General features: G+C 63.6%; 23 protein-coding genes. 17 read left to right on the forward strand and 6 right to left on the reverse strand.

Annotation, left to right across the window (positions count from 1 at the left end; all coding sequences use genetic code 11):
* Nucleotides 1-94: 94 nt before the first annotated feature.
* Together fumC and AC2TC0_RS00425 are read left to right on the forward strand one after the other, a co-directional pair.
* Nucleotides 95-1,480: a class II fumarate hydratase gene (gene fumC, locus AC2TC0_RS00420; protein WP_484715516.1), complete on the forward strand. Its 1,386-nt coding sequence runs from the start codon at nucleotides 95-97 to the stop codon at nucleotides 1,478-1,480.
* Nucleotides 1,480-1,773, forward strand: a complete 294-nt coding sequence (locus AC2TC0_RS00425; RefSeq protein WP_484715517.1) for a hypothetical protein — start codon at nucleotides 1,480-1,482, stop codon at nucleotides 1,771-1,773. Before fumC ends, AC2TC0_RS00425 begins: the two co-directional genes overlap by 1 nt.
* On the opposite strand, the gene AC2TC0_RS00430 is transcribed toward AC2TC0_RS00425, so the two are convergent.
* Nucleotides 1,748-2,314: a DUF2585 domain-containing protein gene (locus AC2TC0_RS00430; RefSeq protein ID WP_484715518.1), complete on the reverse strand. Its 567-nt coding sequence runs from the start codon at nucleotides 2,312-2,314 to the stop codon at nucleotides 1,748-1,750. The two genes, AC2TC0_RS00425 and AC2TC0_RS00430, sit on opposite strands and share 26 nt — an antisense overlap.
* Before the next feature lie 181 nt (nucleotides 2,315-2,495).
* Between AC2TC0_RS00430 and gmk the strand changes: the two genes are divergently transcribed.
* Nucleotides 2,496-3,146 carry a guanylate kinase gene (gene gmk, locus AC2TC0_RS00435; protein WP_484715519.1) on the forward strand — a complete coding sequence of 217 codons (651 nt, stop codon included), beginning with the start codon at nucleotides 2,496-2,498 and terminating at the stop codon, nucleotides 3,144-3,146.
* Here the strand turns inward: gmk and AC2TC0_RS00440 are convergent.
* From AC2TC0_RS00440 to AC2TC0_RS00455, 4 genes are all read right to left on the reverse strand, one after another.
* Entirely contained in the window at nucleotides 3,143-3,580 is a 438-nt protein-coding gene (locus AC2TC0_RS00440; RefSeq protein ID WP_484715520.1) for an acyl-CoA thioesterase, read from the reverse strand. The genes gmk and AC2TC0_RS00440 overlap by 4 nt on opposite strands.
* Nucleotide 3,581: 1 nt before the next feature.
* A complete protein-coding gene (locus AC2TC0_RS00445; protein WP_484715521.1) occupies nucleotides 3,582-4,364 on the reverse strand; it encodes an SDR family NAD(P)-dependent oxidoreductase in 783 nt (260 codons plus the stop codon).
* A gap of 117 nt (nucleotides 4,365-4,481) precedes the next feature.
* Complete coding sequence (locus tag AC2TC0_RS00450) at nucleotides 4,482-5,654, reverse strand: acetyl-CoA C-acetyltransferase (RefSeq protein WP_484715522.1); 1,173 nt, start codon at nucleotides 5,652-5,654, stop codon at nucleotides 4,482-4,484.
* Between the two features lie 119 nt (nucleotides 5,655-5,773).
* The gene (locus AC2TC0_RS00455) at nucleotides 5,774-6,928 is read right to left on the reverse strand and encodes an acyl-CoA dehydrogenase family protein (RefSeq protein WP_484715523.1); all 1,155 of its coding nucleotides are present in this window, start codon (nucleotides 6,926-6,928) and stop codon (nucleotides 5,774-5,776) included.
* Nucleotides 6,929-7,395: 467 nt separating this feature from the next.
* Here AC2TC0_RS00455 and AC2TC0_RS00460 point away from each other — a divergent pair, with 467 nt between their 5' ends.
* The 14 genes from AC2TC0_RS00460 to ubiA all read left to right on the forward strand — a co-directional run bounded on the left by AC2TC0_RS00460 (nucleotide 7,396) and on the right by ubiA (nucleotide 22,238).
* Nucleotides 7,396-8,265: an SMP-30/gluconolactonase/LRE family protein gene (locus AC2TC0_RS00460; protein ID WP_484715524.1), complete on the forward strand. Its 870-nt coding sequence runs from the start codon at nucleotides 7,396-7,398 to the stop codon at nucleotides 8,263-8,265.
* On the forward strand, nucleotides 8,262-8,957 hold the full coding sequence (locus tag AC2TC0_RS00465) for an extensin-like domain-containing protein (protein ID WP_484715525.1): 696 nt from the start codon (nucleotides 8,262-8,264) through the stop codon (nucleotides 8,955-8,957). Before AC2TC0_RS00460 ends, AC2TC0_RS00465 begins: the two co-directional genes overlap by 4 nt.
* Before the next feature lie 246 nt (nucleotides 8,958-9,203).
* A complete protein-coding gene (locus AC2TC0_RS00470; RefSeq protein ID WP_484715526.1) occupies nucleotides 9,204-11,315 on the forward strand; it encodes a M3 family metallopeptidase in 2,112 nt (703 codons plus the stop codon).
* 45 nt (nucleotides 11,316-11,360) lie between these two features.
* Nucleotides 11,361-12,278: a haloalkane dehalogenase gene (locus AC2TC0_RS00475; RefSeq protein ID WP_484715527.1), complete on the forward strand. Its 918-nt coding sequence runs from the start codon at nucleotides 11,361-11,363 to the stop codon at nucleotides 12,276-12,278.
* A 71-nt stretch (nucleotides 12,279-12,349) separates the two neighbouring features.
* The gene (locus tag AC2TC0_RS00480; RefSeq protein WP_484715528.1) at nucleotides 12,350-13,246 is read left to right on the forward strand and encodes an SPFH domain-containing protein; all 897 of its coding nucleotides are present in this window, start codon (nucleotides 12,350-12,352) and stop codon (nucleotides 13,244-13,246) included.
* A 15-nt stretch (nucleotides 13,247-13,261) separates the two neighbouring features.
* Nucleotides 13,262-13,471 carry a type II toxin-antitoxin system antitoxin gene (locus tag AC2TC0_RS00485; protein ID WP_484715529.1) on the forward strand — a complete coding sequence of 70 codons (210 nt, stop codon included), beginning with the start codon at nucleotides 13,262-13,264 and terminating at the stop codon, nucleotides 13,469-13,471.
* Nucleotides 13,472-13,495: 24 nt separating this feature from the next.
* Nucleotides 13,496-13,780 carry a hypothetical protein gene (locus AC2TC0_RS00490; RefSeq protein WP_484715530.1) on the forward strand — a complete coding sequence of 95 codons (285 nt, stop codon included), beginning with the start codon at nucleotides 13,496-13,498 and terminating at the stop codon, nucleotides 13,778-13,780.
* Between the two features lie 55 nt (nucleotides 13,781-13,835).
* A complete protein-coding gene (rpe, locus tag AC2TC0_RS00495) occupies nucleotides 13,836-14,510 on the forward strand; it encodes a ribulose-phosphate 3-epimerase (RefSeq protein WP_484715531.1) in 675 nt (224 codons plus the stop codon).
* Nucleotides 14,511-14,514: 4 nt separating this feature from the next.
* Nucleotides 14,515-16,305, forward strand: coding sequence for a heparinase II/III family protein (locus AC2TC0_RS00500; RefSeq protein WP_484715532.1), 1,791 nt, complete (start codon nucleotides 14,515-14,517; stop codon nucleotides 16,303-16,305).
* Nucleotides 16,306-16,375: 70 nt separating this feature from the next.
* On the forward strand, nucleotides 16,376-17,968 hold the full coding sequence (purH, locus tag AC2TC0_RS00505; protein ID WP_484715533.1) for a bifunctional phosphoribosylaminoimidazolecarboxamide formyltransferase/IMP cyclohydrolase: 1,593 nt from the start codon (nucleotides 16,376-16,378) through the stop codon (nucleotides 17,966-17,968).
* A 139-nt stretch (nucleotides 17,969-18,107) separates the two neighbouring features.
* On the forward strand, nucleotides 18,108-20,021 hold the full coding sequence (locus tag AC2TC0_RS00510) for a pilus assembly protein TadG-related protein (protein ID WP_484715534.1): 1,914 nt from the start codon (nucleotides 18,108-18,110) through the stop codon (nucleotides 20,019-20,021).
* A complete protein-coding gene (locus tag AC2TC0_RS00515) occupies nucleotides 20,021-20,617 on the forward strand; it encodes a TadE/TadG family type IV pilus assembly protein (protein WP_484716446.1) in 597 nt (198 codons plus the stop codon). The genes AC2TC0_RS00510 and AC2TC0_RS00515 overlap by 1 nt, the downstream gene beginning before the upstream one ends.
* A complete protein-coding gene (locus AC2TC0_RS00520; RefSeq protein WP_484715535.1) occupies nucleotides 20,614-21,276 on the forward strand; it encodes a TadE/TadG family type IV pilus assembly protein in 663 nt (220 codons plus the stop codon). The genes AC2TC0_RS00515 and AC2TC0_RS00520 overlap by 4 nt, the downstream gene beginning before the upstream one ends.
* A gap of 47 nt (nucleotides 21,277-21,323) precedes the next feature.
* Nucleotides 21,324-22,238, forward strand: coding sequence for a 4-hydroxybenzoate octaprenyltransferase (gene ubiA / locus AC2TC0_RS00525; RefSeq protein WP_484715536.1), 915 nt, complete (start codon nucleotides 21,324-21,326; stop codon nucleotides 22,236-22,238).
* Here ubiA and AC2TC0_RS00530 read toward each other — a convergent pair whose 3' ends face one another.
* On the reverse strand, nucleotides 22,239-25,682 hold the full coding sequence (locus AC2TC0_RS00530) for a chromosome segregation SMC family protein (RefSeq protein WP_484715537.1): 3,444 nt from the start codon (nucleotides 25,680-25,682) through the stop codon (nucleotides 22,239-22,241). It lies immediately after the preceding gene.
* Nucleotides 25,683-25,686 lie beyond the last annotated feature (4 nt).

Here is a 25,686-nt window from a genome sequence, read left to right on the forward strand (position 1 = left end):
CCGTTTTCGTCATCCTGAACTTGTTTCAGGACAACAAGCCACAGTCCGCCCGTTGTCCTGAAACAAGGTCAGGACGACGAAAGTAAGGTTGTAGATGACCACCACCCGCACCGAAACCGACAGCTTCGGCCCCATCGAAGTTCCCGCCGCCGCCTATTGGGGCGCGCAGACGCAGCGGAGCATCGAAAACTTCCCCTTCCCGCCGCACGAGCGCATGCCCATCGGCATCATCCATGCCCTCGCGATGGTCAAACTGGCGGCGGCGCGGGTCAATCGAAAGCATGGGTTGGACAGTGCAGTCGCCGACGCCATCGAGGCCGCCGCGCAGGAGGTCATCGACGGCCGCCACGACGATCAATTCCCGCTGACCATCTGGCAAACGGGCAGCGGCACGCAGACCAATATGAACGTCAACGAGGTCATCGCGGGCCGCGCCAATGAAATGCTGACCGGCCAACGCGGCGGCAAGGCGCCGGTGCATCCCAATGACCATGTGAATATGAGCCAGTCGTCAAACGACAGCTTTCCGACGGCGATGCATGTGGCGGCGGCGCTAGCGGCGCGCGACCGGCTGCTCAAATCGGTGCGGGCACTGGCAACCGTCTTTGCCGTCCATGCCGAAGCCTGGGCGGACATCGTCAAGATCGGCCGCACGCATTTGCAGGATGCGACACCGGTCACATTGGGACAGGAAATGTCAGCTTTTGCGGCGATGCTGAACGATAGCGCCGACCGGATTGTCGGCATCTGGCCGCGCCTGTCCCGGCTGGCGCAGGGCGGGACCGCGGTCGGCACCGGACTGAATGCGCCGCCCGATTTCGGGCCGTCCTTTTGCGACGAGCTGGCTAAAATCACGGGCGGCGTGCCGTGGGTGAGCGCGCCCAACAAGTTCGAGGCGCTCGCCAGCCACGACACGCTGGTGGAGTTGTCGGGTCACCTAAACATCCTCGCCGTGTCCCTCACCAAAATCGCCAACGACATCCGCCTGCTCGGCTCCGGTCCGCGCGCGGGGCTGGGCGAACTGATCCTGCCCGAGAACGAACCCGGCAGTTCGATCATGCCGGGCAAGGTCAATCCGACGCAGTGCGAAATGCTGACGATGGTCGCCGCGCAGGTGATGGGCAATCACACCGCGATCACCATCGGCGGGCTGCAAGGCCATTTGCAACTCAACGTGTTCAAGCCGCTGATCGGGGCCAATGTGCTGCGCTCGATCGAGCTGCTCAGCATCGGTATGGAGACGTTCGCGAAAAATTGCATTGAGGGGCTGGAACCGAACCGCGCGCGCATCGCCGAGCTGGTCGACCGCTCGCTCATGCTCGTCACCGCGCTTGCACCGGTCATTGGCTATGACAATGCCGCCAAAATCGCCAAATCGGCGCACGCCGATGGAACAACGCTGCGCGAAGCGGCTTTGGCATCGGGGCTGGTTGACGCAGCGACCTTCGACGCCCACGTTAAGCCAGAGAGGATGATCTGATGCGCAAGGTGATCACCAAAATCATTCCGGCGGCGGTCGGCAGCGCGGCGGGCAAGGGCTCGCTGGGCAAAGGGCTGATTGGCGCCGGACTCGGCCTGGTTGCAGCGCGCATCGCGCGGCGCTCGCTGCCCGGCGCGGTGTTTGTCGGCGGCGCGATGGTCGCCAAATGGCTGTATGACAAGAAGCAGGAAGAAAAGGCCGCCGAGGCCGCTGCCGCCGCCATGGGCGCGCCGATGGACCCGCCACCCGACGCCCCGCCAGCGCCGCCTACGCCCCCGCCTGCCAATCCTTGATCGCTTCGACCGGCGACACCAGCATCAGCACATTCAGCGTCAGATTGTCGCGGATCGTCCAAAGCGTGAACAGCTCGAACGCGATCGCCAGCGCGACCGTCTGCCACCAGCGCATCGACCGCGCGCCCAGCCAGCCCACCACCATCCACGCCGTATCCGCGATACTGTTAATCGCGCTGTCACCGGCATAGCCGAACGCCATCGTCGCCTCGCGATAACGGTTGATCACCATCGGCGTGTTTTCGCTAATCTCCCATGCGGCCTCGACAAAAATCGCCGCCGCCAGCGCGATCCACGCGGGCTTGCCGGGGATTAGCCAACGCGCGAGCCCATAGAAAATGAATCCGTGGATGACATGGCTGAAGCTGTACCAGTCGGCCAGATGCTGGCTGTTTTCCGACGATTCCACCACGCCGTGCCAGAATTTGACTGTGCCGCATTCGCAGATCGGCGGGCGGCCCATGGCGAGCAGGATGATGGTGAGAAGGATGAACAGCCCTGCGGCAATGATCCAGCCTCTATGTCCAACACTCACGGTCATCGCGCCCCCTTCTCTCTCTTTCCTGTCCGCCCTGAGCTCGTCGAAGGGCCGTTCTTTCTTTTGGCATTGTCAGAAGAAAAGGACAGTCCTTCGACAAGCTCAGGACAGGCGGAGTTTGGGGAGCCGTTGTTCACTCAACCCTAACGCTTGACCAAGGGAGCTTACCGCGCGAATAGCGCCCATGTCTTCGAGCGTCCAGTTGGCCCGTCGCGGCGTCCTTTTTGTCCTGTCCTCGCCATCGGGCGCGGGCAAAACCACCATTTCGCGCATGCTGCTGGCCGACGATCCCAGCCTGGCGTTGTCCGTTTCCGCCACCACGCGCCCGATGCGGCCCGGCGAAGTGGACGGGGTCGACTATCATTTCGTCGACACCCCGCGCTTCAAGGAAATGGTCGCAGCAGGCGAATTCCTCGAATGGGCGCATGTCTTCGGCCACCGCTATGGCACCCCGCGCGCACCCGTCGATGCCGTGCTCGCCGAGGGGCGCGATGTGCTGTTCGACATCGACTGGCAGGGCGCGCAGCAGCTGTACCAAGAGGCCGGGCCCGATGTTGTGCGCGTCTTCATCCTGCCGCCGACCATGGACGAACTCGAACGCCGCCTGCGCGCGCGCGGGACCGACAGCGACGAAGTGATCGCCGCGCGGATGGAGCGCGCCGCCAACGAAATCAGCCACTGGGACGGCTATGACTATGTGCTGATCAACGAAAGCGTCGATGCCTGTTTTGACGAGGTGAAGGCGATATTGCGCGCCGAGCGGCTGAAGCGCCGGCGGCAAGTGGGTCTGATCGGGTTCGCGCGCGATCTGATCCGGAGTGTGGGCGAGGGTTAACCGCGGAACCGGAAGCTTTCCAGCTCTGCGCGAAATTCATCGCTGATCGCCAGCGCCCCATTCGCATCGGTGCTAACAATCGTTGTATCGCACAGCCCGATGCAACGGTCATTCTGGTACGCCGCCGACACAATGTCCCAGCTGGACGTGCCAATGCGGCCGATGCCGCTGGCCACAGTGATCGGATCGGGAAAGTGCCCTTCGGCAATGTAGTTTATTTCGACCCGCGCGATCAGCCAGCGCTGCCCCTTCACCCGCCGTTTGCGTTCGACCAGCAATTCGCGGTTGAACCGCACCCGGCCATTTTCGAACAAGGCCGCCATCGCGACATTGTTGATATGGCCGAGCGGGTCCAGGTCCTGAAAGCGCGTTTCGACACTGGTGGCATAAGGATAGTTCGCAGCATCCAGCCGGGCAGGGTCGAAACGCGGCATATCAGCGCGGTGCCATGCGGATGGCGCCATCCAAACGGACATCCTCGCCGTTGAAATAGCTGTTCTCGATCATCGTCAGCGCAAGGTGCGCATATTCATTGGGGTTGCCCAGCCGCTTGGGGAACGGCACCGACGCGGCCAGCGCATCCTTCACATTCTGCGGCGCGCCCAGCATCAGCGGCGTTTCGAAAATGCCCGGCAAAATGGTGTTCACGCGAATGCCCTCGCCCGACAGGTCGCGCGCGATGGGCAACGTCATGCCGACCACGCCCGCCTTGGATGCCGAATAGGCGACCTGACCCATCTGGCCATCCTCGGCCGCAACGCTGGCGGTGTTGACGATCGCCCCGCGCTCGCCATCCTCCATGGGGTCGAGCGTCAGCATCCCTGCCGCCGATTTGGCAATGCAGCGGAAGGTGCCAACCAGATTGATCTGGATCAGCCAGTTGAACGCGTCGAGCGGGTAATGCTTGATCGTGCCGTCGGTCTTGCTGCGGCTCGCGGTCTTCATCGCGCTGCCCGTGCCCGCGCAGTTGACCAGGATGCGTTCCTGTCCATGCGCGGCGCGCGCCTTTTCAAAACCGGCATCGACGCTTTCGTCGCTGGTGACATTCACTTCGCAGAAAACGCCGCCGATTTCGGCAGCGACGGCTTCGCCCTTTTCGGTCTGCAGGTCAAAGATGGCGACCTTGACGCCCTTCGCCGCCAATGCGCGCGCGGTGGCGGCGCCAAGGCCCGATGCACCGCCGGTGATGACGGCGGCTACGCTGGAATCGAGTTTCATGGACATTCCTTCCCTAAAAGAACCTCCGCACCCCGGCGAAAGCCGGGGTCCAGGGTTTAAAAAGCCGACGGCGGATTACGCCGCCCTGGACTCCGGCTTTCGCCGGAGCACAATTGATTACAAACGCTCAACAATCGTGACGTTGGCGACGCCGCCGCCTTCGCACATCGTCTGCAGGCCATATTTGCCGCCCTTGGCCTTGAGCACGCCCAGCAGCGTCGCCATCAGCTTCGTGCCGCTCGCGCCCAGCGGATGCCCCAGCGCAATCGCGCCGCCATGCTGGTTCAGCTTTGCGGGGTCGGCGCCGGTGTGCTTGAGCCAAGCCAGCGGCACCGGCGCAAACGCCTCGTTGACCTCATAGGCATCAATGTCGCCAATCTTCATGCCCGCACGTTGCAAGGCGCGGTCGGTTGCGAACAGCGGCTCTTCCAGCATGATCACCGGGTCGCCCGCGGTCACGGTCAGATTGTGGATGCGCGCCAACGGCGTCAGCCCATGGTCCTTCAGCGCCTGTTCGGACACGATCAGCACCGCCGAAGCGCCATCACAAATCTGCGACGAGGATGCAGCGGTAATGGTGCCGCCTTCTTGCAGCAGCTTGACCCCGGCAATGCCCTCCAGCGTCGCGTCAAAGCGGATGCCTTCATCCACGCTGTGCATCACCTTGCCGTCGGGCGTGTCGATTTCCAGCGCCAAAATCTCGCCGGTGAACGCACCTGCTTCGGTCGCCGCCTTGGCCTTCTGGTGGCTTTCAAAACTAAACTGGTCGAGCTGTTCCTTGGTGAAGCCGTGCTTCTTCACGATCATCTCGGCGCCCATGAACTGCGACCACATGATGCCCGGATAACGCTCCTCCAGCCCTGGCGATTTATAGCCGCCCAGCCCTTCCTTCATATGGAACATCACGGTCGAACCCATCGGCACGCGCGTCATCGATTCGACGCCTGCGGCGATCACCATGTCCTGCGTTCCCGACATCACCGCCTGCGCAGCGAACTGCATCGCCTGCTGCGACGATCCGCACTGGCGGTCGATGGTCACCGCGGGCACGCTTTCGCCCAGATGCTTGGTCGCCAGCACCGCGTTACGCCCGACCTGCAAGCCCTGCTGCCCGCCCTGCATGACGCAGCCCATCACGACATCGTCGACGCGTTTGCCGTCAAAACCATTGCGTTCGACAATGGCGTCCAGCGTCGCGGCGGCCATATCAACGGGGTGCCAGCCGGCGAGCTTGCCGCCGCGTTTGCCCCCGGCGGTGCGGACGGCGTCAACAATATAGGCTGTGGGCATGGGGTAAGTCCTTCTTTGGTTCCCCTCCCGCTTGCGGGAGGGGTTAGGGGTGGGCGCGAGCGAAGCGAGCATGGGCACGACAGGCCCACCCCCTACCCCTCCCGCAAGCGGGAGGGGAGTTACAATTTCCGCCCGATCAATTCCTTCATAATCTCGTTCGTGCCGCCAAAGATGCGCGTCACGCGCGCGCCGCGCCACATGCGGGCGATGGGATATTCGTTCATATAGCCCGCGCCGCCATGCAGCTGCAGGCATTTGTCCATCACCTCCCACTGCAGGTCGGTGTGCCACAGCTTCGCCGCCGCGCCCTCCTCGGGCGTCAATTCCTTCTTCAGATGCCGCGCCAACGCCCAATCGAGATGCGCCCAGCCGACCTGCAATTTGGCTTTCAGATCGGCCAGCACAAAGCGCGTATTCTGGAAATCCAGGATGGGCTTGCCGAACGCCTTGCGCTCGCGCGTAAATTCAACCGTATCGTCAAACGCGCGCTGCGCCGCCGCCTGCGCCGAAACGGCAATCGACAGCCGTTCCTGCGGCAGCTCGCTCATCAGATAGATGAAGCCCTTGCCCTCTTCGCCCAGGCAATTGGTGATCGGCACGCGGACGTCGTTGAAGAACAGCTCCGACGTATCGGCCTCATCCTGCCCGATCTTGTCCAGGTTGCGCCCGCGCTGGAACCCCTCGCGGTCAGCCTCGACCAGCACAATCGATACGCCCTTCCACGCCGGCTGCACCTCGGTGTCGGTCTTCACGCACACCAGCACCAGATCGGCGGTCTGGCCGTTGGTGATATAGGTTTTCGACCCGTTGATGACGTAGTGGTTGCCGTCCTTCTTGGCGGTGGTGCGAATGCCTTGCAAATCGCTGCCCGTCCCCGGCTCGGTCATCGCGATGGCGGTGACCACCTCGCCCGACACCAGCTTGGGCAACCACTGCTGCTTCTGTTCCTCGCTGCCATAGGTGACGAGATAATTGACGACGATGTCCGACTGCAGCGAGAAACCCGTCGCGGCGCGGCCATAATAGGCCGCTTCCTCGTCAACGATGGCGTTGTAGCCAAAGTCGAGCCCCAGCCCGCCATATTCCTCAGGCACCGTCGGGCACAGCAGGCCCAGTTCACCCGCCTTGGGCCAGATCGCCTTGTCGACAATCCCATCCTCGGCCCATTTGGCCGCGTTGGGCGCGATTTCGGTTTCCATAAACTGACGCACGGTGCGCCGAAACGCCTCATGATCGTCATTATAGGCGGTGCGGGGAATGACATCGAGCGACATGGGGGCGGGTCCTCTCCAAGACATTATGTGCCGCACGGCGGCGGCAAGTTTGTGACCTTACGTTTACGTGCACGTCAAGTCAAAAGTGGGGAGGGTCTTTCCATAGCCCTCCCCCCGTGTGGTGGGAGACTTGGCCCCCTTACCCTTCCATCGTCGTCCCGGACTTGATCCGGGACAACAAGCCCAAGCTCGCGCGTTGTCCCGGATCAAGTCCGGGACGACGAAGGAGAAGCGCTCACTAACTTCAGCGTCCGCGACCTCCGCGTCTCCGCGCGAATCTCATTTTTCGCTGTCCTACATGCGCTCAATCTGTCTCAACTGAGCAGATGCATGGCGAACCGACCTCAAGTCTTTTTCCGCCCCCACAAGCCAAATTCACTAAAGATACAAAAGATACATCCTCACTGAAACCGACCGTATCTTTTGTATCCTTTGCGCTTCCCCGCGCGTCCGACTATCCCCACCCCATGCCCACTCTCCTCCTCGATGCCCGCGCAAGCCTCGGCGAATCGCCGCGCTGGTCGGTACGCGATGCCTGCCTCTATTGGGTCGATATCGCCGCGCAGCGCCTCCACCGCTTTGACCCCGCCACCGGGACCAATGCGACCCGCCAGTTCGACCAGCCCGTCGCCTGCGTCGCCCCGCGCGCCTGCGGTGGCCTCGTGCTCGGCCTGCGCGATGGCATTGCCACCATCGACGATTGGGACGCCCCACTACGCCCCCTCGGCACCCCCTTCCTCGCCGACCAGCCCGACTATCGCTGCAACGACGCCGCCACCGATGCGGCGGGCAATTGGTGGCTGGGCAGCGTGGACGAGGCCAAGGCGACCCACGACGCCGCGCTCTATCGTATCGCGCCGGACGGCAGCGCGGCGCGCATCATTGGCGGGATGACCACGTGCAACGGCGCGGCTTTCAGCCCCGATGGCCGCACCTTCTATCACGCCGACACGCCCACCCACGCGATCCGCGCCTTCGACCATGACCCCGCCACCGGCACGCTGGCGAACGCGCGCCTGTTCCACCAGTTCGAACATGGCACTGGCCGCCCCGACGGCGCGGCGGTCGATGCCGAAGGGTGCCTGTGGTCGGCGCTGTTCGACGGCGGCCGCGTCGTGCGCCTGTCGCCCAGCGGCGAGTTGCTCGCCACTATCGACTTGCCGGTCAGCCGCCCGACCATGATCGGCTTTGGCGGCGACGATGGCCGCACCACCTTTGTCACCAGCGCGCGAAAGGGATTGTCCGACGAGCAACTGGCGCGCGAGCCGCACGCTGGCGGCCTCTTCACCTTCCGCGCCCAAGTCCCGGGGTTGATTGCACCGCCCTTCGCCGGATGAAGCGCGCGGGCGCCATCGTCCTGCTGCTGTTGCTGATCGGCGGCGCGTTCGCGGGCTGGCGCTGGCTGGAACGCCACCCGCAGCACAACCCCTATGCGCCGTTCAGCCTGGCGCACCCCATCGGCTGGGCCACCAGCGACAAGCTGACCGCGCTGGTCGACACGCCCTTCGCCTGCCGCGCGATCCTGAGCGACGGCGGCGTGCGCTTTGCCGCCGATCCAGCCATCGGCACCGGCGAATGCCGCCTGAACGACCGCACTCGCCTGGACGTTTCCGCAATGCGATTGCGCCCCGACCAGCCCAATTCGACCTGCGCCGTCGCCGCCGGGCTGATCCTGTGGCAGCGCAAAGTCGTCGCCCCCGCCGCGCAGCGCCACTTTGGCCAGCGCGTCATTAGCATGGAGCACCTCGGCACCACCAACTGCCGCCGCATCGCAGGGGGCAGCCGGATGAGCGAGCACGCCAGCGGCAATGCCTATGACATCGCCGCCTTTCGCCTTGCCAGCGGGCGGCGCGTTTCGCTGATCGACGGCTGGACCGGCAAGGCCGACGAGCAAGCCTTCCTGCGCGAAGTGCGCGACGGCGCGTGCGCCATTTTCGCCACCACCCTGTCGCCCGATTTCAACGCCGCGCACCGCGACCATTTCCATTTCGACATGGCAGCGCGCGAGTTTGGCGGCGTGTGCCGATAATCCTTGCGCTCCCCGGCGTAAGCCGGGGTCCATGCGGGTTAGCGCCGCGCCAGCTGGGCCCCGGCTTTCGCCGGGGAGCGGCCAGTTGTCGGGGCGGGGGCGGGGGCCCTTGCAGCCCCAAGCCATTTGCGGTTAATCCAACGTCATATAGTTGCACCAGCAACGACCCCCACGGAGAGATATGCCATGCGCTTGCCGCTGACCGCCCTTTTTGCTTCCACCTCCATGCTCACCGGATGTGCGACTATGGCTGACACCGCCACCACCGAAACTGCGCCGCCTGCTGCCGAAGCCGCCAAACCGGCGGGCAATGCGCTGACCGCCAACTGGACCGGCCCCTATGGCGGGGTGCCGCCGTGGGACAAGATGCGGCCCGACCTGTTCCCCGATGCCTTCACCGCCGCCATGGCTGAAGTGAAGGCCGATGTGGACGCCATTATCAACAACCCCGCGCCGCCCACCTTTGAAAACACCCATGTCCCGATGATGCTGGCGGGCGCGACGATGGACCGCGTCTTTTCGCTGTGGGGCGTGCAGACGTCGAACGTGTCGAACGCCCGCGTCGAGGAAATTGACGCCGAGTGGAGCCCCAAAATCTCCACCTTCTACACCGAACTGATGCTCCAGCCCAAATTGGTTGCACGCTACAAAGCGGTCTATGACGCACGCAAAACCAGCGGCCTCGACGCGCAGCAGCAGCGCATCGTCGAGCGCGAATATGAAGAAATGGTGCGCAACGGCGCCAATCTGTCAGAGGAAGATCGCGCCGTCCTGGTGTCTATCAATGCGAAGCTCGAGGGGCTGTTTTCGCAATTCTCGTCCAAGCTGCTGGCCGACGAGAAACTCTATACTTTCGCCAGTGCCAGCGAACTGGATGGCCTCGAACCTGCGCTGATTGCCTCGTTCAAGGCGGCCGCAGAAGCCAATGGCAAGCCTGGCCAATATGCCATCAAAAACACCCGTTCGGCGGCGCAGCCGGTGCTGCAATATGCGACCAACCGGGGCCTTCGCGAGCGCGTCTACAAGGCGTTTGTGGGGCGCGGCGACAATGGCGATGCCAATGACACCAATTCGCTGATCGCCGACATTTTGAAACTGCGCCAACAGCGCGCCGAGCTGCTCGGTTTTCCCACCCACGCGCATTACCGCATGGCCGACACCATGGCCAAATCGCCCGACAAGGCGATGGAGCTGATGATGAAAGTCTGGCCCGCCGCCGTCGCGCGCGTGAAGGAAGAGGTCGCCGACATGCAGGCGATCGCCGATGCCGAAGCAAAGGCGGGCAAGGGCCCCAAGCTGACCATCGAACCGTGGGATTACCGCTATTACGCCGAAAAGGTGCGCAAGGCGAAATACGACCTCGATGAAAGCGAGATCAAACCGTACCTGCAACTGGACAAGTTGGTCGACGGCATGTTCTGGATGGCGGGCCAGCTTTACGACATGGGCTTCCGCGAAAACACCGGCACCATCCCCGTGTTCGACCCCAAGGTGCGGACGTTCGAGGTTTATAACCTCAAAACCAACGCGAATATCGGCGTCTTCTACCTCGACAATTTCGCGCGCGACGGCAAACGCTCGGGCGCGTGGATGACCACGTACCGCAGCTACCGCGAGCTTGGCGGCAAGCGCAATGTGCTGGCGTCAAACAACAACAACTTCACCGCCAGCGCGGACGGCGGGCCGACGCTGATCAGCCTCGACGATGCCACGACGCTGTTCCACGAATTCGGCCACGCCATTCACTTCCTGCTCTATAAGGTCAAATATCCCGCGCTTGGCGGCGTGCCGCGCGACTTTGTGGAATATCCTAGCCAGGTGCACGAAAACTGGCTGCTGACGCCCGAAATTTTGTCGCGCTTTGCGCTACATTATCAGACGGGCAAGCCCATCCCGCAGGCGCTGGTCGACAAGATCCGCGCCAGCGACAAGTTCAACCAGGGCTTTGCCACGGTCGAATATCTGTCGAGCGCCATCGTCGACATGAAGCTGCACAACCGCACGACGCCGGTGACCGACATCGACGCGTTCGAGCGCGACACGCTGATCGCCATGGGCATGCCGCGCGAAATTGTGATGCGCCACCGCTTGCCGCAGTTCGGCCATTTGTTCAGCTCGGACGCCTATTCGGCGGGCTATTACAGCTACCTCTGGTCCGAAACGATGGATGCCGACACCTGGGCCGCGTTCGAAGAGGCGGGCAGCCCGTGGGACCGCAAGGTCGCCGACCGCTTCCGCACCATATTGCTGGAGACCGGCAACGAAACCGACCGGATCGAGGCCTATCGCGCGTTCCGCGGGCGCGATCCGGATGTGACCGCGCTCCTCAAGAAGCGGGGTTTCCCGACCGGGAAATGACCGGCATCATCGGGGCCGAATCAACCTAGGAAAGGTACGGCCCCGATGACTATCGCTGCCCTGCGCACCCCCGACTCTGCCTTCGCCAATGTGCCCGATTTTGACTACCCGTTTTACTACATCGATGACTTGCCGGGCTACGAAGGGCTGCGGATGGCCCGGGTGGAGGCGGGGCCTGCCGATGCCGACCGCACCTTCCTGTGCCTGCACGGCGAACCCAGTTGGTCTTTCCTCTATCGCCGGATGATTCCGGTGTTTCTGGCAAGCGGCGCGCGCGTCGTCGCGCCCGATCTATTCGGTTTTGGCCGCAGCGACAAACCGATTAATCAGTCGGACTACAGCTTCCATTTTCACCGCAATTCGCTGCTGGCGTTAGTTGAGCGGCTGGACCTTTCGAATATCACGCTGGTGGTGCAGGACTGGGGCGGCCTGCTAGGCTTGACGCTGCCGGTCGATCCGGCATTTCGCGCGCGGCTGTCGCGGCTGATTGTTATGAACACCGGGCTGGGACTGGGGCGCGGAATGACCGACGGGTTTAAGGCGTGGAAGGCCTACGCCCTATCCACGCCCGACCTGCCGATCGGCCCGCTGATCAAGCGCGGCACGCCCCACCTGACCGACGCCGAAGTCGCCGCCTATGACGCGCCCTATCCCGGCCCCGAATATAAGGCAGGGGCGCAGGTCTTTCCCGCGCTCGTCCCCGTCGAGCCCGATATGGAGGGCGTCGATGTAAGCCAGGCGGCGGCGCAATTTTGGTCTGCGGAATTTAGCGGCCCCAGTTTCATGGCGATCGGCATGGCCGACCCAGTGCTCGGTCCGCCCGCAATGATGAGCCTGCACAAGCTGATCCGCGGCTGCCCGCCGCCGATGGAAATCGAAGGCGGTGGCCATTTTGTACAGGAATGGGGCGAGCCCATCGCGCGCGCCGCTCTGAAACATTTTGGCGATCCATTGCCGGCCTGACGACCATAGTTGACGGTCGCCTGTTTTGATATAAATATGATATCACAATTATATCGAATCGGAGGCTTGTCATGTCCATGGATACCCCTGCCCTCAACCGCAGCCGCGAGGGGCGCGCGGCGACACAAAGCGGCTATTTCATGCTGCTTGTCTGGTTTGTGCTGCTTGGCCTCGCGCTTTGGGCGGGTATCAGCAATGTGAGCGGCGACGAGGTCGGCTGGAAATGGGGCGTGGTTATTCTCAGCGCCATTTTCGGTACGCTCATCCTTTCCGGGTTTTACCTTATCAACCCCAACGAGGCCGCAGCGATTCAGTTGTTTGGCGCCTATAAGGGCACCGATCGCGAAGAGGGGCTACGTTGGGTGCTGCCCTGGCTAAGCCGAAAGAAAATCGCGGTACGCGCCAACAATGTCATCAGCGAGAAGATCAAGGTCAACGACGCGCGCGGCAACCCGATTGAAATGGCAGCGCAGGTCGTTTGGCGCGTCACCGACACTGCGCAAGCGCTGTTCGACGTCGATGACTATAAAGAATTTGTCGATGCGCAGATTGAGGCGGCGGTGCGTTCCATTGGCTCGCGCTATCCCTATGACGACATTGAGCATCAGGAAGTTACGCTGCGCGGCAACCATGAAGAGGTTGGTGCCGAGTTGCGTATTGCGCTGATTGAGCGTCTGTCAGTCGCGGGTATCACCGTCGATGAATGCGGCCTCACCCACCTCGCCTACGCCCCTGAGATCGCGGGCGCGATGCTGCGCCGCCAGCAAGCCGAAGCCGTAATCAGCGCGCGCAAGAAGCTGGTCGAAGGCGCGGTGACGATGGTCGACATGGCGCTGACCCAGCTGAGCGAGAAAAATGTCGTCGAGCTGGATGACGAACGCAAAGCGGCTATGGTGTCGAACCTGATGGTTGTGCTGTGCGGCGAACGCGACACGCAGCCAGTGGTGAATGCGGGCTCGCTCTACTGAGCCCGCTTTTGCTCGATGTCCGCCAAAAAAGCCTTTCCCCTGCGCCTCGACCCCGCACTTTACGCGGCGATCGAACGTGCGGCCGCCGACGATCTGCGCAGCGCCAATGCGCAGATCGAGGTGCTGCTGCGCGAGGCGTTGGCGCAACGCGGGGTAAAGGTGGCGCTGGGCGAGGCTGCACGGCGCGGACGTCCGCCAATAAAGGAAGGATCGGGTTATGAATAAGGCAAGGCCGCAAGGAGTTATGTAATGTTGCACCTGTTTCTGGAAAAAGGTCCCTGGTTTAGCGCCAAATCGCACGGCTTCGGCGCAGGGTTGCCGATCAAATGGCAAGGCTGGGTTTTGCTGGCGGTGCATGTGGCGGTGATGGTCGGTCTTGGGGTCGTCCTGCAGGATCGCCCGCTTGTGTTACTGCCTCTGGTCATTCTGGTGGCTTTGGCACCAATGCCGCTCTATGCCGCCCGCACCGAGGGCGGGTGGCGCTGGCGTTGGGGCAATTCAACCAAGGAGGATAAGCCCAAACGCCGTCGATAAGGCGTGAATGTTCACCGCGCTTGCCCCTGTCCCCCGACATAGTTAAGGGCTTGTCATGTCACCGACAGCCCCATCCACCGTCCGTATCGCGCCTTCGATTCTATCTGCCGATTTCGCGCGGCTGGGCGAAGAAGTCGCGGCGATCGAGGCCGCCGGGGCCGACTGGGTTCATGTCGATGTCATGGACGGACATTTCGTTCCCAACCTCACCATCGGCCCAGCCGTGGTGAAGGCGCTGCGCCCGCACAGCAGCCTGCCGTTTGACGTCCATCTGATGATTTCGCCGGTTGACGGCTTCCTTGATGCCTTTGCCGACGCGGGCGCTGACATCATCACCGTACACCCGGAAGCCGGGCCGCACGTCCACCGTACCGTCCAGCGCATCAAGGCACTGGGCAAGCAGGCGGGTATTTCGCTTAATCCTGCGACGCCCGCCAAGATGCTCGATTACCTCATCGACGATATCGATCTGGTGCTGGTCATGAGCGTCAATCCTGGGTTCGGCGGACAAAGTTTCATCACCAGCCAGCTGCGCAAAATCGAGGCTGTGCGCAAGATGATCGACAAATCGGGTCGCGACATCCGGCTGGAGGTTGATGGCGGCATCGACGCCAAAACTGCGCCCCTCGCCATCGCCGCCGGGGCCGACGTCCTGGTGGCTGGGACAGCAACATTTCGCGGAGGTCCGTCGGCCTATGCCGCCAATATCGCCGGTTTGCGGGGGGGCTGAGCCGGTGGAACTGGGCACCGCGGCAAAGACGGCCGACGGGGGCAATGACCCCGCACATGCGCCGGTTGCGGCCGAACCATCGGACGCCATCGACACCATCGAACCCGGCAAACGGCTAATCCGCCTGCCGAGCGAGCGCGGCCTGTCGTTGGGCGAAAGGCTGGTGAACCAGATTACGCGCCTGACTTGGCGCACCCCCTTGCACCATTTTCGGCTCAAGGGCCGCTTCCCGTTGAAGCTGCTCGGGGTGCCCGAAGATCCCGTTGGGGGCGACACGCGCGCGGGCACGGCCATCCGCGCCGGGCATTTCCTGCACCGCGGGCTGAAACAGCCGCTGGCCGATCTCGACTTTCGCAATCTGGCGGTGGCGCCGCCCTTTGCCGACTATCTGCACAGCTTTGCCTGGCTGCGCGACCTTTCTGCCAGCGCAACCCGGGCAGATGGCGCACCGATTGCTGAGCGTGTTGTCGCCGATTGGCTAGCCGCGCATGGTGAACTGGTCGGCGAACCCGCTTGGCGGCCAGACAATTGCGGGTGGCGCATCCTGTTCTGGGCCGCTCACGCACCGCTGATCCTGTCGTCGAGCGATCTGGTTTATCGGTCCGCCGTGCTCAACCACATCGCGCGCGCGGCACGCCACCTCGACCAGACCGCCGACCGCATGCGGCCCGGCCTGCCGCAACTGGTGGCGTGGATTGGCATTGTCGCCGCCTCACTGCTGCTGCCCGGCGGCGAACCGCGCCGAATCTTTGGCGAGGCCGGGCTGAAAAAGGCCCTTGAGGCGGTCATCTATGCCGATGGCGGCAATATCTCGCGCTCGCCATTGGTTCAGCTTGACGCGATTATGGCCATCGCCATGCTCCAGCGCATCTATGCGATGCGCTCGGTCACCCCGCCGCAGTATCTGCATGAGGTTCAGACCCGCGCTGTCCCGGCCGTGCTGGGGGTAACGCACGGCGACGGCGGGCTTGGCTGCTGGCAAGGAAGCGGCGCGGCTTCGGCCGAACAAGTTCGCGCCGTTACAGATGCCAGCGGCGTGCGCACCCGCCCGCTGAAACAGGCGCGCGACTGGGGCTATCAGCGCCTGACCGCAGGCAAGCTCATCCTGCTCGCCGATGCCGCCCCACCGCCGGTGGCGCGCGTCACCGACGCTGGCTGCGCATCGACGCTGGCGTTCGAACTGTCCGATGGGCCCACGCGCATCGTCGTCAATTGCGGCGGTGCAGGATTGGCCGGGGCGACCATTCCGGTCGCTCTGGCGCGGGGCCTGCGCACCACTGCCGCGCATTCGACGCTGGTACTCGCCGACACCAATTCGACCGCAATCCTGCCCAACGGCACGCTGGGCAAAGGGGTTACCGAGGTCGAGATTGACCGGCGCGAGAATGAGGCGGGCAGTCGCCTGGAAATGAGCCACGACGGCTATGCGCGGCGGCACGGTTTGATCCATCGCCGCAGCCTGATCTTGCTGCCTTCAGGGCGTGAGCTGCGCGGCGAGGATGTGCTGCTCCCCGCCCCGCGCGCACGGCGCCGCGGCAGCATCGGCTTTGCGCTGCGCTTTCACTTGGGTCTGGGCATCAGCGCCAGCCTGACGGCGGACAAGCAGGGCGCACTGCTGCGCATTGCTGGGGGACCACTATGGCAATTCCGCTGTTCCGACGGCGAAGTTGCGATCGAAGACAGCTTGTGGGTCGATGGCGACGGGCGCCCGCACCCGATCGAACAACTGGTTGTCTCGGGCACCAGCCCAGCCGGCGGAGCGAGTATTGGCTGGATCTTGAAACACATCGGTTGACGCGCTTGCCCTTTGGGAAGGGTCAACCTAGAGCGCGCGGCAACAATCCCACAGCGCGAGAATCCCCTCCATGACCGACCTGATTCCTATCCGCCGCGCACTATTGTCGGTCAGCGACAAGGCGGAGCTTGCCGAATTGGCCGCCGCGCTGGTGCGTCACGGAGTGGAACTGGTATCGACCGGCGGGACTGCACGCGCGCTTCGTGATGCCGGTCATGAGGTGCGCGATGTCGCCGACCTCACTGGCTTTCCCGAAATGATGGATGGGCGGGTGAAGACGCTGCACCCTGGAGTGCATGGCGGCATTTTGGCAGTACGCGACGACGCCGCACATACCGAAGCAATGGCTATGCACGGTATCGGCGCCATCGATCTGGTCGTGGTCAATCTCTATCCTTTTGCCCAGACCGTGGCGGCGGGGGCAGACCGCGACGCCATTATCGAGAATATCGATATCGGCGGCCCAGCCATGGTCCGCTCCGCAGCAAAAAACCACGCCTTTGTCGCCATTGTTACCGAGCCGCAGGATTATGGCGCGCTGATCGCCGAGCTGGACGCAAATAATGGCGCGACCAGCCTCACCTTACGCAAGCGCCTTGCAGCCACCGCCTTTGCCCACACCGCCGCCTATGACAGCATGATTGCGCAGTGGTTCGCCTTTGCCGACCAGGGTCAGTTTTTCCCGGCTACCCTGCCCGTCACCACCAAGCTGGCAAGCGAGCTGCGCTATGGCGAAAACCCGCACCAGCGTGCCGCGCTTTATCTGCCGGTCGGCCCCGCCGCGCGCGGCATTGCGCAGGCACGCCAAGTCCAGGGCAAGGAGCTCTCTTACAACAATATCAACGACGCCGACGCGGCATTGGAACTGGTTGCTGAATTTCGCGACGCCGACCCCAGCTGCGTCATCGTCAAACACGCCAACCCGTGCGGCGTCGCCAGCGCTGCGACCATCGCTGCGGCCTATGATGCCGCGCTGAAGTGCGACGATGTGTCGGCATTCGGCGGCATCATCGCGGTCAACCGTGCGCTTGATGGCGCAACGGCGGAAGCAATCAGCGGCATCTTTACCGAAGTGGTCGTCGCGCCCGACGCCGACGCCGACGCGCTGGCGGTGTTTGCCAAAAAGAAGAATCTGCGCCTGCTGCTGACTGGCGACCTGCCCGATCCGGCGCGCGGCGGCATCATGATGAAGACCATCGCCGGCGGATGGCTGGCGCAGAGTCGCGACAATGGCCGCATCAACCCGGCCGACCTCAAACGCGTGACCGCCCGCGCGGCCACCGAAAGCGAGCTCGCCGACGCCTTGTTCGCCTGGACCGTCGCCAAGCATGTCAAATCCAACGCCATCGTCTATGCCAAGGACGGCGCAACGGCAGGCATAGGCGCCGGCCAGATGAACCGTCGCGACAGCGCGCGCATTGCCGCGGCCAAGGCGCGCGAGGCTGCCGAGAGTCACGGCTGGGCGACCCCTCGCACCGTCGGCAGCGCGGTTGCCAGTGATGCCTTTTTCCCCTTCGCTGACGGATTGCTGGCTGCAATCGAGGCCGGGGCAACCTGCGTCATCCAGCCGGGCGGGTCGATCCGCGATGATGAAGTCATTGCCGCTGCCGACGCAGCGGGCATTGCCATGCTGTTCACAGGCATGCGCCACTTCCGGCACTAGGCTCTAAAGCCCGGAAACCTGCCCTGCCCCGAAACGGGACAAGCACTTGTGGGTTTAGGGAATTGGTAACCTTTGCAGCGCTATCTCCGCCATCATTTCATCCGCAATGCCGCCTTGCGCGCGGCAGGGGAGCAGTCCGGTGGCGAACAAGAACAATGTTAAGCGGCGCTTGCGTGACGCGATAACGCGCTTTGCCCGTGACGAGCGCGGCATCACCCTTGTTATGGTTGCAGCGTCCACTGTGCCAATCATCCTCATCGTTGGCTCGGGAATTGATATTGGCCGAGCATATATGGCGGATCTGCGGCTGCAGCAGGCCTGCGATGCCGGCGTTCTGGCCGGACGCCGCATGATGGTGGGCGGGACCTATACGACCGCGAACAAGGCCGAAGCCACCAAGATGTTCAACATCAACTATGACACCGGGCTCTACGGTTCGACGAACATCGCTTTCAATTCGGTGCAGGATGGTCCGTCGAACGTAAAGGGCACAGCATCGGCCAAGGTGCCCACAACACTCACGCGGCTGATGGGCCAGACCGAGTTTAACTTGTCGGTAGAATGCACCGCCAAGCTGGAAGTGTCGAACGTCGACGTGATGCTCGTGCTCGACGTCACAGGATCGATGGCAAGTGTCAACGGCGGCGATACCATCTCGCGCCTCGACGCACTCAAGAATGCAACGATGAACTTCTTTGACACGCTGACCAGTGCAGCGGTAGGCGACGGGCGCATTCGTTTTGGCGTCGTACCCTATAATTTAAACGTGAATATAGGAAGCGTGCTGACCGCGGCCAACAGCAGCTGGCTGGCCGATGAAGTAACACTGCCTTCGCGCACTCCCGTCTATACCACTACATGGGGCACAGGTGTTACCACCTATGGGACCCCGTTTGACGGGCCGGTAACTTGGGGAAGTTGGTCAAACAATAGCCCGCATCCGAGCGGCAAAGACAGCACAACCTGCCCGGAAACACCCAATCCTGCGGACACGCCGCCCACTTCATCGGGGGGGGTCACGCGAACGCAGACCGGGCAGTATATCGACGCCGACGGCAATCGCGTTACGACCTATGAAGACCGGCAGAACTTCCAGTTCTTCAACTACCAGCACGTCTGGACTGGCGGCCAATGTCGGCGTCAGCGGCGCACAGGCACCTTCACCCGCACGACACCTTCGACGGTTACGCAGCCGCCCATCCCGGTCTTTTCGCGTTATCGTTATGAGGACCGGGTGTTTGATGTCTCCTCCGCCAAGAGCGGTGGCAGCGTCACTTACGATGTTGGCGACAAAGGCGCCGATTTGAGCGCTTCGTGGAGCGGTTGCATCATCGAGCGCAAGACCGAGCCGTTTGCCAGCAACGCGGCGGCGCCTTCGGATGCTCTTGACATGGACATCGACCTGGTGCCCACCGCCGACGCAGATACGCAGTGGCGGTTGCAAATGGGGGACCTGGCGTTCACCCGCAGTGGCACGGCTTCGGAACTGACCACATCGGATCGCAATAGCTGGGGCTGGAACAGCTGCCCGGTTGCGGCGTCGAAGCTGACGACCATGACGTCGGCAGACCGCTCGACATTCAACAGCTATATCCAGTCGCTCACCGCCAACGGCAACACCTATCACGATGCGGGGATGACTTGGGGGGCGCGTCTGATTTCGCCCGACGGCCTGTTCGCCAGCGAAAATCAGGTGGCCCCCAATGGCCGCACCATTCAGCGCCACCTGATCTTCATGACCGACGGTGAAATCGTCACTGGTCGCGGCAACCTGAGCTTCCAGGGGCATGAAAACACCATGCAGCGGATCGGTTCGACCAGCGACAGCGACGGCAACGCTCGTCACACAAATCGCTTCCTGCAAATCTGCGCGGCCGCCAAAGCCAAGGGCATTACGATCTGGACCATCGATTTCGATACGACGGCAACGGCATCCCTGGTCACTTGTGCCAGCGGCAATGACAAGGCCTTCACGGCCTCGAACGCCGCTACGCTCAACACCCAGTTCCAGGCCATCGCGCGGCAGATTTCCAAACTGCGGATTTCGCAATGATGTCGCGGCTTCGCCCCCTACTAGCACGCCTTATCGGCGATAAGCGGGCTATTTCGGCAGTCGAATTTGCGATTACCTGCCCTGTGTTCTTTCTCTTGCTATTTGGCATCTACGACTTTTCGATGCAGCTTTATGCCAAATCGGTGCTGTCGGGCGCGGTTAACCGGGCGGCACGCGATTCGGCGCTGGAAGGGAACAATGCTTCACAAGTCGCGATCGACGCAGCGGTTTCCGAGAACGTCAAAACCGTGTTTCAAGATGCCACGCTGACTTATACGCGTCTGGCCTATGACAATTTCAGCGGCGTCAGCAAACCCGAGCCGCTGACCGACAGCAACAACAACGGCACCCGCGACCCCGGCGAATGCTTCACCGACACCAATGGCAGTGGCAGCTGGGATGCCGATCGGGGCAAGGGCGGCCAGGGCGGCGGTGACGAAGTGGTGCTCTACACGGCGCAAATGCGCATCAACCGCATATTCCCTGGGTGGAAATTTATGGGCCAGCCACAGGAATCCACCATCACGGCTTCAACCGTTTTGCGGAACCAACCGTTCAACACCAACGACATCAACAATACCGAGATTTGCACATGATCCGGTCTCGTATCTCTGCATTGCGCTGCCTGCTGGCAAGCGTCCGCGACAATCGCGGCGTGGTTTTTGTTGAGCTGGCCTACACCATGCCCTTTCTGATGTTATTGGGCTTTGGCGGAATGGAAATCGCCAGTTTGACGCTGGCCAACACGCGTATCAGCCAGATTGCGCTTAGCGCCGCCGACGGTGCAGCGCGCATCGCGTCGGGCAGCAATCTTGTCACCCCGCAGGTGCGCGAAGTCGACATCAACGAGGTGTTCACCGGTGTCCAGTTACAGAGCGGCGATCTCAATTTTCTCGCCAACGGACGGATGATCCTGTCCAGCCTCGAAACCAACGCCGAGGGTGGCCAGTGGATCCGTTGGCAGCGGTGCTATGGCAACCGCCCGTCCAGCCCTTCATCCTATGGCGTCGCGGGCAATGGCGCGACCGGCACGGCCTTTCCCGGCATGGGCCCAGCGGGCCGCGAGGTGAAGGCCGCGGCGGGCAGCGCCGTGATGTTTGTCGAAGTCTATTATACCTATCAGCCGCTGCTGTTCGGGTCATGGCTCGGCTCACAAACCATTCGCTCGACCGCAGCCTTCACGGTGCGCGAATCGCGCGACCTCAGCCAAATCTATAACCCGTCGCCGGCTGCGCCCGTGCGGACCTGCACCTGATCATTTAGCGCTTGCAAAGTCAGGGCGTGGAGTGCCAGCGGCATTTTATGACCGCTGCCGCCGCCCCACCGCCTGACAGCCAGCATCGCGGGCTCGTCGCACTGCTGCCAGATTCGGTGCGGCCCTATGCTTTGCTCGCCCGCTTCGATCGGCCGATTGGCTGGTGGTTGCTATTCTGGCCGTGCTGCTTCGGCATGGCGCTGGCGGGCGGTTTGCCGCAGCGATGGGATTTGGTCGTCTGGATGTTGCTGGGCGCGATCGCCATGCGCGGCGCAGGGTGCGTCTATAATGATATCATCGATCGCGACCTTGACGCGCGGGTAGCGCGGACAGCGATGCGGCCAATCGCCAGCGGCGCGGTATCGCGCAGCGCTGCAGCGCTGTGGATGGCGGCGCTGTGCTTGATTGGTCTCATCGTGCTTCTGCAATTGCCGCTTGCCGCGCAAATGGTGGCGCTGGGCAGCCTGTTACCGGTTGCCGCCTATCCCTTCATGAAGCGGATCACCTGGTGGCCGCAGCTGTGGCTGGGGCTCGTTTTCAGTTGGGGCGCGCTGGTCGGCTGGGTGGCGATAGCGGAAAGTGGCGGGGTGCCGCTTTTGTGGCTCTATCTGGGCACCATTGCCTGGGTGGTCGGCTATGACACCATCTATGCGCTTCAGGACGTCGAGGATGACGCGCTCGTCGGTATCCGGTCTAGCGCACGCGCGTTGGGTCGCGCCGTGCGCGGCGGGATCGCGCTTTGCTATTCGGCAGCACTTGGCGGCTGGGGGCTCGCGCTGTGGCAGCTACGCCCCGATCCACTGGTGCTAGTCGCGCTGCTTCCCACCGCCATCCACTTCGCTGGCCAAGTGGTGACGCTGGACCCGGCCGATGGGCATGATGCCCTGGCCAAATTCCGCAGCAACCGCTTTGCCGGCTTGCTGGTGTTTGCAGCGATGCTGGTAGTCGGCAGCTCGGCCTGACTATTCCGCCGCGAGCAGTTCTTCAGCGCCGCCCAGATCAACCGACACGAGCCGCGACACCCCCTGCTCGACCATCGTCACGCCGAACAGGCGGTGCATGCGCGCCATGGTGACGGCGTTGTGTGTGACGATCAGATAACGGGTGTCGGTTTCGCGCACCATGCGGTCGAGCAGGTCGCAGAAGCGCTCGATATTGGCATCGTCCAGCGGCGCATCGACCTCGTCGAGCACGCAAATCGGCGCGGGGTTGGTCAGGAATAATGCAAAGATCAGCGCAACGGCAGTCAGCGCCTGTTCGCCACCCGACAGCAGAGTCAGGGTGCCGAGCCGCTTGCCCGGAGGCTGCGCCATAATCTCCAGCCCCGCCTCCAGCGGGTCGTCGGCATCGACCAATTCCAGATGCGCCTGCCCGCCACCGAACAAGGTGCCGAACAATCGCTCGAAGTGGCCGTTAACCGCCTCGAACGCGCTGAGCAGCCGGACCCTGCCTTCGCGATTGAGATTGCCTATGGACCCCCGCAACCGGTTAACGGCTTGACTCAATTCCTCGATTTCAGCCGCGCTGCGCGCCTGTTCGGCCTCAAGCTCGGCGAGTTCATCGGCGGCGACTAGATTGACCGGACCCAGCCGCTCGCGATCGGCGATCAACCGGTCGTGCTGCGCCGATTCATCCGCGGCGCTGCCGACCAGAGCACCATCAAAACCCGCGCGTTCGGGCAGGACGGGCGGCGGACATTCAAAACGCTCGCCAGATAGGCGTCCCATTTCCATACGGCGCAGCTCAGCGTTCTCGGCGCGGGCCGCCGCACCGGCACGATTCTCGCGCGCCGATGCCAGCGCCTCGCGGTGAACAGCTAGGGCAGCATCAGCAGCCTCGACTGCGCGCGTGGCACTGCCTTCGGCTGTTTCCGCAGCCAGAGTAGCCGCCTGTTGAGCCGCACGGCGTGCTTCCAAGGCGTCGCGCTGGGCGGACAACTGACCGGGCGCGTCGGTCAGCAGGTCGATTTCCTTGCCAAGCGCAGCCGCCCGCTTGTCCATGTCGCTCACACGGCGCGCCGCCTCGCCCGCCCGATCCTTCCAGCTTTTGATTTCGCTGGCGGCGACAGCTTGCCGCGCCTTGAAGGTGGCCAACTGGCTGTCGTGATCGGCGATTGCAGACCGTGCCGTCGACGCATCGGCGCGGGCGCGATCCGCCCGATCCTCCGCAATGCGCTGGGCCTCATCGGCGACCGACTGGGCGGGAAGCATTCCCAGACGCGCTTCGGCTTCGGTCAGCGCTTCGCTCGCGGCGCGAAGCACGTCGGCCAATTCAGTCCGGCGCCGCAAATGTAGCGCGCTGGCGGCGGTATGACGTTCGACCGCACCGCGCGCGGCATCCAATGTTCGCAGTGCACTTCGGCGGCCGTCGTCAGCGGCGGCCAGCGCGGCGCGGGCGGTGGCGATCGCTTCGCGAGCGGCGGCTGACTGGCGTGCCACGCGCTCGCGGTCCACACTGAGCCGCTGCAATTCACCTTCGACGTTGGGGCGCTGCGCTGCCAATTCGTCCAGACGATTCTGGCGCGCCAATCGCTCGGCGGCCACGGCACCGTCACCGCTCGACACAAAGCCGTCCCAGCGCCGCAACGCTCCTGCGCGCGTGACGAGTCGCTGGCCGACGCTGAGCGGCTGGCCGGAGTCGCTATCGGCCACCAGAATTTGCTGCAATCGCCGCAACAGCGCTGGTGGTGCGGTGACATGATCGGCAAGCGTGGTGGTACCGGCTGGCGGGGCCGGATCCCCTGCCTCTGCCAGACTACCGCGCCAGCCACGCGTCACCGCTGTGCCAATTTCTGCATCGAGATCATCACCCAAGGCAGCGGCGAGCGCGACCTCAAAGCCGGGTGCAGCGCGCATTTGATCAAGCGCACGGGCGCCGCCGCCATTGCTGGACGATAGGGCGCGGGTCAGGCTTGCCACTTCGCCGTCAAGGGCTGCCAGCGCGGCCCGTGCCTCCGCAAGGTCAATATCGGCGGTGGCGAGCGCCGTTTCGGCAGCAGCGCGCGTAGCATCGGCATCGGCGAGCGCCGCTTCGGCCGCGGCAATATGCTGTTCCTGCTCGCAAACTTTGGCATTGGCGGCGGCGACCTCGCCTTCGAGGGCGGCAATGTCGCCAAGCGCGGCCAAATCGGCTGCGACGCGCACGCCTTCGGCTTCGGCGCGCGCTTTGGCGGCGGCGGCACTGTCACGCGCCGATTGCGCGACGCGGCGCTCGGCAGCTTCGCTGGCAGCGGCGGCGCGCGTTTGCGCCAGCGCCACTTCAGCATCGCGCAGCGCCGCCTGCGCGGCCAGATCGGCAACTTCGAGCGCTGCACGCCCGGCTTGATGGGACGCAAGCTCTGCCGCCAGCGTCTTGCTATCTGCGTCGAGCCGGGTCAGCGCGTCATGCGCGTCACGCGCCAGCTCGCCCTCGCGCGCCCGGTCATCGGCCACCCGCTGCGCCTGCGCTTGCAAATCAGTCAGCCGCTGGCGCGCGGCCTGTTCTTCGCCGGTTATGCGCGCAAGTTCGGTGGCAAGTGCCCCGAGCGCCTCGCGCTCTGCCTGCGCCGCCGCGCGCGCAGCGGCAAGAGCGCCAGCGGCGCTGCGCTGCGCTTCCTCTCCAGCTTCGGCGGCAAGCTGGGCGTCGCGCACGGCCGCCTCGGCCGCCACTGCCTCGGCTCGCGCTATATCTGCTGCAGCCGCAGCATCGCGCCAGCGGGCAAAAATCAGCCGCGCTTCGGCAGTGCGGATATCATCGGACAATTTGCGATAACGCTCGGCAGCGCGCGCCTGCCGCCGGAGCGCCCCGGCGCGCAACTCCATGTCGGCGGTCAATTCGGACAGGCGCGTCAGATTGGCCTCGGTGGCCCGCAGTTTTTGCTCGGCGTCCTTGCGGCGGACATGCAGCCCGGCGATGCCCGCTGCCTCCTCCAGCATCGCGCGCCGCTCGGCGGGTTTGGCGGCGATCACCGACGCGATCTTGCCCTGGCTCACCAGCGCCGGGCTGTGCGCGCCGGTGGCAGCGTCGGCAAAGATCAGCGCGACATCTTTCGCGCGCACATCACGGCTATTGGCGCGATAGGCCGACCCCGCTCCGCGTTCGATACGGCGCACCACTTCCAGCTCGCCGCCGCGTTCGCCGCCCAGCACTGTCGCAAGTTGTTCACCCGCCACCTCCGCCACCAGCGCGACTTCGGCAAAGTCGCGCGGCGGGCGCGACGCGGTGCCCGCAAAAATCACATCTTCCATGCCGCCGCCGCGCATCGATTTGGGTGAGCTTTCGCCCATCACCCAGCGAATGGCTTCGAGCAGGTTGGATTTGCCGCAGCCGTTGGGGCCGACAACGCCGGTCAGCCCAGGCTCAATGCGCAATTCGGTGGGTTCGACGAAGGATTTGAAACCAGTAAGGCGCAGGCGCTTTATCTGCACGGCA

It is taken from the genome of Sphingopyxis sp. sgz302558, from assembly GCF_057220455.1.

Excerpts from the sequence above, each read along its gene's own strand:
- AC2TC0_RS00490 (WP_484715530.1), top strand. The coding sequence starts at position 13,496 with ATGTTGCACCTGTTTCTGGAAAAAGGTCCCTGGTTTAGCGCCAAATCG.
- gmk (WP_484715519.1), top strand. The coding sequence starts at position 2,496 with ATGTCTTCGAGCGTCCAGTTGGCCCGTCGCGGCGTCCTTTTTGTCCTG.
- AC2TC0_RS00515 (WP_484716446.1), top strand. The coding sequence starts at position 20,021 with ATGTCGCGGCTTCGCCCCCTACTAGCACGCCTTATCGGCGATAAGCGG.
- AC2TC0_RS00470 (WP_484715526.1), top strand. The coding sequence starts at position 9,204 with ATGGCTGACACCGCCACCACCGAAACTGCGCCGCCTGCTGCCGAAGCC.
- AC2TC0_RS00430 (WP_484715518.1), bottom strand. The coding sequence starts at position 2,314 with ATGACCGTGAGTGTTGGACATAGAGGCTGGATCATTGCCGCAGGGCTG.
- AC2TC0_RS00425 (WP_484715517.1), top strand. The coding sequence starts at position 1,480 with ATGCGCAAGGTGATCACCAAAATCATTCCGGCGGCGGTCGGCAGCGCG.
- AC2TC0_RS00450 (WP_484715522.1), bottom strand. The coding sequence starts at position 5,654 with ATGCCCACAGCCTATATTGTTGACGCCGTCCGCACCGCCGGGGGCAAA.
- AC2TC0_RS00445 (WP_484715521.1), bottom strand. The coding sequence starts at position 4,364 with ATGAAACTCGATTCCAGCGTAGCCGCCGTCATCACCGGCGGTGCATCG.
- AC2TC0_RS00475 (WP_484715527.1), top strand. The coding sequence starts at position 11,361 with ATGACTATCGCTGCCCTGCGCACCCCCGACTCTGCCTTCGCCAATGTG.
- fumC (WP_484715516.1), top strand. The coding sequence starts at position 95 with ATGACCACCACCCGCACCGAAACCGACAGCTTCGGCCCCATCGAAGTT.
- AC2TC0_RS00480 (WP_484715528.1), top strand. The coding sequence starts at position 12,350 with ATGTCCATGGATACCCCTGCCCTCAACCGCAGCCGCGAGGGGCGCGCG.
- AC2TC0_RS00460 (WP_484715524.1), top strand. The coding sequence starts at position 7,396 with ATGCCCACTCTCCTCCTCGATGCCCGCGCAAGCCTCGGCGAATCGCCG.
- purH (WP_484715533.1), top strand. The coding sequence starts at position 16,376 with ATGACCGACCTGATTCCTATCCGCCGCGCACTATTGTCGGTCAGCGAC.
- AC2TC0_RS00485 (WP_484715529.1), top strand. The coding sequence starts at position 13,262 with ATGTCCGCCAAAAAAGCCTTTCCCCTGCGCCTCGACCCCGCACTTTAC.
- AC2TC0_RS00455 (WP_484715523.1), bottom strand. The coding sequence starts at position 6,928 with ATGTCGCTCGATGTCATTCCCCGCACCGCCTATAATGACGATCATGAG.
- ubiA (WP_484715536.1), top strand. The coding sequence starts at position 21,324 with ATGACCGCTGCCGCCGCCCCACCGCCTGACAGCCAGCATCGCGGGCTC.
- AC2TC0_RS00440 (WP_484715520.1), bottom strand. The coding sequence starts at position 3,580 with ATGCCGCGTTTCGACCCTGCCCGGCTGGATGCTGCGAACTATCCTTAT.
- AC2TC0_RS00520 (WP_484715535.1), top strand. The coding sequence starts at position 20,614 with ATGATCCGGTCTCGTATCTCTGCATTGCGCTGCCTGCTGGCAAGCGTC.
- AC2TC0_RS00465 (WP_484715525.1), top strand. The coding sequence starts at position 8,262 with ATGAAGCGCGCGGGCGCCATCGTCCTGCTGCTGTTGCTGATCGGCGGC.
- rpe (WP_484715531.1), top strand. The coding sequence starts at position 13,836 with ATGTCACCGACAGCCCCATCCACCGTCCGTATCGCGCCTTCGATTCTA.